Raw genomic sequence first — 5,169 nt, 5'->3', positions numbered from 1 at the left:
GGCGGAGGTCGCCGCGCGGGACGGCGACGCGCGGCTGGTCGGCGTGGGTGGCGGCGACCAGCGGCACCACAGCTCCCTGGGCGACCTGATCGCCAACGCGGAGTGGGGGCGGTTCCGTCAGGGTCAGGTGGACCGGCTCAACGTCGCGACCGGGCCCGACGACGAGCGCGCCACGGTCGCCTTCGGGCTGCACCTGTTCCGCTACGCCGACCGGCCGGTCGTCGTGCTCCAGCGCGGCCACAACCCGCAGTACGGCGGTGAGGCCCGCCTCGAGGTGATCGTGGAGGACCCGGAGGTCGGATCGGCGCTGCTGGCCGAGGTCCGCGAGCTGGCCGTCTCGCGCTCTGTGCTGCGCGGCCAGGTGGTCAGCTTCGCGGGCAACCCGTACGAGCACTCGATGGGCGGGATCACCTTCGTCCGGCGTCCCGACCTGCCGGCCGAGCGGGTGATCCTCCCCGAGGGCACGCTGACCCAGGTGCGCGGACACGTCGTCGACCTGGCCGTGCACCGTGACGAGCTCCGCCGGCGCGGGCAGCACCTCAAGCGCGGCATCCTGCTCTACGGGCCGCCCGGCACCGGCAAGACCCACACGGTCCGGCACCTGATCGGTGCCGGCGCCGACACCACGGTGGTGCTGCTCTCCGGGACCCAGATGGCCTTCGTCGCCCAGGCCGCGCAGATCGCCCGTGCCCACCAGCCGGCGATCGTCGTGCTCGAGGACGTCGACCTGATCGCGGAGGACCGCGACCACGGTCCCTACGGCGGTGGCTCGTCGCCCCTCCTCTTCACGCTGCTGGACGCGATGGACGGCCTCGACCAGGACGCCGACGTGGTCTTCCTGCTCACCACCAACCGCGCCGAGGCGCTCGAGCGTGCGCTGTCGCAGCGACCGGGGCGGGTCGACCTGGCGGTCGAGATCCCGCTGCCCGACGAGGCGGCCCGCCGCCAGCTCATCGCCCTGTACGCCGCCGACGCCGGCTTCGGTGACGAGGCGATCGTGGCCGCGGCCGAGGCGGCGGCCGGCACCACGGCGTCGTACGCCAAGGAGCTGGTGCGCCGCGCGGTGCTGCGTGCGGCGATCGCCGAGCGGGATCCGGTGGACGAGGACCWCGCCGCCGCCACGCACGAGCTGCAGGCGGACGGTGCGGTGCTGACGCGGTCGCTGCTGGGCAGCGCGGCGGGCTAGGCCGGCCGGGCGGGGCGCCGGACATCGGGTCGAGCGGTGTCGGTGCCCCTCTATAGGGTTCCGAGGGTGAGTGAATCCATGATCCTGGCCAGGGGGCTGCGCAAGTCGTTCGGCGAGTTCGAGGCCGTCAAGGGCATCGACGTCGACGTGCGTCGCGGCGAGGCGTTCGGCTTCCTCGGTCCCAACGGCGCCGGCAAGTCGAGCACCATGCGCATGATCGCCAGCGTCAGCCCCATCAGCGGCGGCTCGCTGGAGATCCTCGGCATGGACCCCGCGACCGACGGTCCCGCGATCCGCGGACGGCTCGGGGTCTGCCCGCAGGAGGACACCCTCGACAACGAGCTCAACGTCCGCGACAACCTCTACATCTACGGCCGCTACTTCGGGATCCCCAAGGGCGAGGTCAACAGCCGGGTCGACGAGCTCCTCGAGTTCGTCTCGCTCACCGAGAAGGCGAAGTCCAAGGTCGAGGACCTCTCCGGCGGGATGAAGCGGCGGCTCACCATCGCCCGCAGCCTGGTCAACCGACCCGACCTGCTGCTGCTCGACGAGCCCACGACCGGGCTCGACCCGCAGGCGCGCCACGTCCTGTGGGACCAGCTCTTCCGGCTCAAGCAGGCCGGCGTGACACTGGTGATCACCACTCACTACATGGACGAGGCCGAGCAGCTCTGCGACCGCCTGGTGGTCATGGACAAGGGGCTCATCGCGGCCGAGGGATCGCCGCGGCAGCTCATCGAGGAGCACTCGACGCGCGAGGTCGCCGAGCTCCGCTTCGCCATCACCGACGAGACCAACCCGCACGAGGTCATCGCCGACAAGATCGAGGACCTCGGCCGCCTCGAGGTGCTGCCCGACCGGATCCTGGTCTACAGCCCCGACGGCGAGGAGGTCATCGCCAAGGTCCACGAGCGGGGACTCGACCCGATCGGGGTGCTGGTGCGTCGCTCCACCCTGGAGGACGTCTTCCTCAAGCTGACCGGCCGGACGTTGGTGGACTGATGGCCACCGCGACGACTCCGGCCCCCGGACTGAGCCTTGTCACCGGGACGCTGCGACAGACCGACTACTGGTGGACGGTCTTCAAGCGCACCTGGAAGGGCGGAGCGATCAACTCGTTCGTCTCGCCGCTGTTCTACGTCGTGGCGATGGGCGTGCTGCTCGGCGGCTTCATCCCCGGCGACCCGGCCAAGCTCGAGGGAGCGACGTCCTACCTCGCGTTCATCGTGCCCGGCCTGGTGGCCACGCACGCGATGACCATCGCCGTGGGGGAGACCACCTATCCCGTCATGGGCGCGGTCAAGTGGCACAAGACCTACTACTCCATGATCGCCACGCCGCTGGAGCCACGGCACCTGGTCGCGGCCCACATGATGTTCGTGCTGTTCCGCCTCGCCACCGCGTGCGGGGTCTTCATGCTGGTGCTGGCCCCGTTCGGCGTCTTCGAGTCGTGGTGGGGACCCTTCCTCGCCTTCGGCTCGCAGCTGCTCGTCGGGATGGCCTTCGCCGTCCTGGTCTACGGCTACAGCACCCGGGTCCGCAGCGAGTCCRCGTTCGGGGTGCTCTTCCGGCTCGGGGTGCTGCCGTTGACGCTGTTCTCGGGCGCGTTCTTCCCGATCTCCAACCTCGGTCCGGTGCTGGAGTGGGTCGCCCGGCTCACCCCGTTGTGGCACGGGGTCAACCTGTCCCGGATGTTCTGCCTCGACACCGTCGACTGGTCGCTGGCCGCCCTCAACGTCGGCGTGCTCGTCGCGGCGATCGCGGTGGGCTGGTTCTGGTCGGTCTCGGGTCTCGAGCAGAGGCTGGCGGACTGATGGCCACCACGACCCGTCCCGTGCACCCCCCGCTCGGTCCGGCCCGGGCGGCCTGGCTGCTGGTCACCCGCAGCTACACCGTCTACCGCCAGCAGTGGAAGCTCTTCCTCACCGGGTTCCTCGAGCCCGTCTTCTTCCTGTTCTCCATCGGCATCGGCGTCGGCCAGCTGATCACCACCTTCGAGGTGGGTGGCGAGGCCATCCCCTACGCCGAGTTCGTCGCGCCCGGGATGCTGGCGGTGAGCGCCTTCAACGGCGCCCTGATGGACAGCACCTACAACGTCTTCTTCAAGCTCAAGTACGACAAGCTCTACGACCAGATGCTCGCCACCCCGCTGACCACGGCCGACATCGCGCGCGGCGAGATCCTGTGGGGGCAGCTGCGCGGGTCGAGCTACTCGGTCGCCTTCCTCCTGCTCATGTGGGCGCTGGGGATGCTGCACTCCTGGACGGCGGTCCTGGCCCTGCCCGCCGCCCTGCTGATCGGGTTCGCGTTCTCGGCGGTCTGCATGGCGACCACGACGTGGATGACCTCGTGGCAGGACTTCGACAAGATCACCCTCCTCCAGCTGCCGCTCTTCCTGTTCTCCGCGACGTTCTTCCCGATCACCGCGTACGACGGATGGTTGCGCTGGGTGGTCGAGGCGACCCCTCTCTACCGCGGAGTCGTGCTGTGCCGCGAGCTCACGTTGGGCCAGGTCGGCTGGGAGAGCGCGGTCTCGGTGGTCTACCTGGTCGTCATGGGGCTCATCGGGCTGGCGGTCGTGCGCCGGCGGTTGGACACGCTGCTGCTCACCTGACCCCGCGCCCCTCACCTGGCGTGGAGCACGCCCCCGACCGCTGAGAGGATGGAGCCATGGCCGCGCCCGATCCGATCGCCCCGGACACCAAGGACTGGACCTGGGTCCTCGAGCGCCCGTGCCCCGAGTGCGGGTTCGACCCGGCCGCCCACTCGCTGGCGTCGCTGCCCGGGCTGCTGCACGACTCGGCGATGACCTGGTCGTCCGTGCTCGGCCGGGCTGATGCCGCCCGGCGCCCGGCGCCCGACGTGTGGTCGGCGCTGGAGTACGCCTGCCACGTCCGCGACGTGCACCGGCTCTTCGCCGAGCGCGTCGTGCTGATGCTGGAGCAGGACGCGCCGCGCTTCGCGAACTGGGACCAGGACGAGACGGCCATCGCCTCGGGCTACGCCCGGCAGGACCCGGCCACCGTCGACGCGGAGCTGGTCGAGGCGGCGGGACACGCGGCGGGCGTCTATGCGAGCGTGGCGGCCGAGCAGGCCGGCCGGTGTGGCACCCGGTCCGACGGCAGCGAGTTCACCGTCGAGACGCTCGGGCTCTACCACCTCCACGACGTGCTGCACCACGGTCACGACGTGGGCACGTCATGATCGATCCGGTCCAGGCCACCGTCCGCGCGTACGACGAGCACGCGGCCGCCTACCGCGACGTCACCGCAGCGCTGGACGAGGGGACGAGGGCGTCCGTCGATGCCTTCGCCGCGCGTCTCGGACCCACCGCCCGGGTGCTCGAGATCGGCAGCGGCGGGGGCCGCGACGCCCGTGCGCTGGAGATGGCCGGACTGCACGTCGACCGGACCGACATCACCCCCGGCTTCGTCGGGCTGCTGCGGGAGGCCGGCCACGAGGCACGGGTCCTGGACCCGCTGCACGACGAGCTCGGCCCACCCGGGACCTACGACGGGGTGTGGGCCAACGCCTGCCTGCTCCACGTCGACCGTGCCGACCTCCCGACGGTGCTCGAGCGGCTGGCCACGGCGACCCGGGCCGGGGGCGTCCTGCAGCTGACGGTCAAGGAAGGCGACGGGGAGGCCTGGTCCGTGCACGGGAGCATCGAGGCCCCGCGTCGGTTCGTCCACTGGCACGAGGCGCCGCTGGGCGAGGTGCTCGCCGAGGCCGGATGGCAGGTCGAGACGCTGCGTCGCCGTTCGGGCCGAGACGGCGAGCCCTGGCTGGAAGCGCTGGCGGTCCGCGGATGAGGCACACCGAGTTCTRGGCCCGTCTCGACCACACCCTCGGCACCGCGTCGTCGCGGTCGTGGGCCGAGCTGTTCGTCATCTCCGACCTCGGCGGTCGCACGGTCGTGGAGGACCTCGACGCCGTTACGCCGCCCAAGCAGGTGTGGGCCGCGGTGTGGCGGGTCCTCGAGC

7 protein-coding genes are annotated in these 5,169 nt (G+C 71.2%); all 7 read left to right on the top strand.

Features of this window, described 5'->3' with window-relative positions; genetic code table 11:
• A partial coding sequence (locus tag ACXJKL_RS13915) for an AAA family ATPase (RefSeq protein WP_457207638.1) occupies positions 1-1,186 on the top strand: 1,186 nt, incomplete at its 5' end.
• 66 nt (positions 1,187-1,252) lie between these two features.
• Positions 1,253-2,188 (top strand): ABC transporter ATP-binding protein, encoded by a 936-nt coding sequence (locus ACXJKL_RS13910; RefSeq protein WP_457207637.1) that lies wholly within the window; start codon positions 1,253-1,255, stop codon positions 2,186-2,188.
• Positions 2,188-3,000, top strand: a complete 813-nt coding sequence (locus tag ACXJKL_RS13905; RefSeq protein ID WP_457207636.1) for an ABC transporter permease — start codon at positions 2,188-2,190, stop codon at positions 2,998-3,000. Before ACXJKL_RS13910 ends, ACXJKL_RS13905 begins: the two co-directional genes overlap by 1 nt.
• Positions 3,000-3,800: an ABC transporter permease gene (locus ACXJKL_RS13900; RefSeq protein WP_457207635.1), complete on the top strand. Its 801-nt coding sequence runs from the start codon at positions 3,000-3,002 to the stop codon at positions 3,798-3,800. The genes ACXJKL_RS13905 and ACXJKL_RS13900 overlap by 1 nt, the downstream gene beginning before the upstream one ends.
• 56 nt (positions 3,801-3,856) lie before the next feature.
• Positions 3,857-4,390, top strand: coding sequence for a DinB family protein (locus tag ACXJKL_RS13895; protein WP_457207634.1), 534 nt, complete (start codon positions 3,857-3,859; stop codon positions 4,388-4,390).
• A complete protein-coding gene (locus tag ACXJKL_RS13890) occupies positions 4,387-4,998 on the top strand; it encodes an SAM-dependent methyltransferase (RefSeq protein ID WP_457207633.1) in 612 nt (203 codons plus the stop codon). Before ACXJKL_RS13895 ends, ACXJKL_RS13890 begins: the two co-directional genes overlap by 4 nt.
• The coding region (locus tag ACXJKL_RS13885; RefSeq protein ID WP_457207632.1) for a DUF3046 domain-containing protein at positions 4,920-5,169 on the top strand (250 nt) is incomplete at its 3' end. The genes ACXJKL_RS13890 and ACXJKL_RS13885, both read left to right, overlap by 79 nt.

This window comes from Nocardioides sp. P5_C9_2 (assembly GCF_054049555.1).
The sequence above is the reverse complement of the archived record's forward strand: the minus strand, read 5'-3'. Positions and strand labels throughout refer to the sequence as shown.

Coding starts and splice junctions, on each gene's coding strand:
- ACXJKL_RS13900 (WP_457207635.1), top strand. CDS start 3,000: ATGGCCACCACGACCCGTCCCGTGCACCCCCCGCTCGGTCCGGCCCGG.
- ACXJKL_RS13895 (WP_457207634.1), top strand. CDS start 3,857: ATGGCCGCGCCCGATCCGATCGCCCCGGACACCAAGGACTGGACCTGG.
- ACXJKL_RS13890 (WP_457207633.1), top strand. CDS start 4,387: ATGATCGATCCGGTCCAGGCCACCGTCCGCGCGTACGACGAGCACGCG.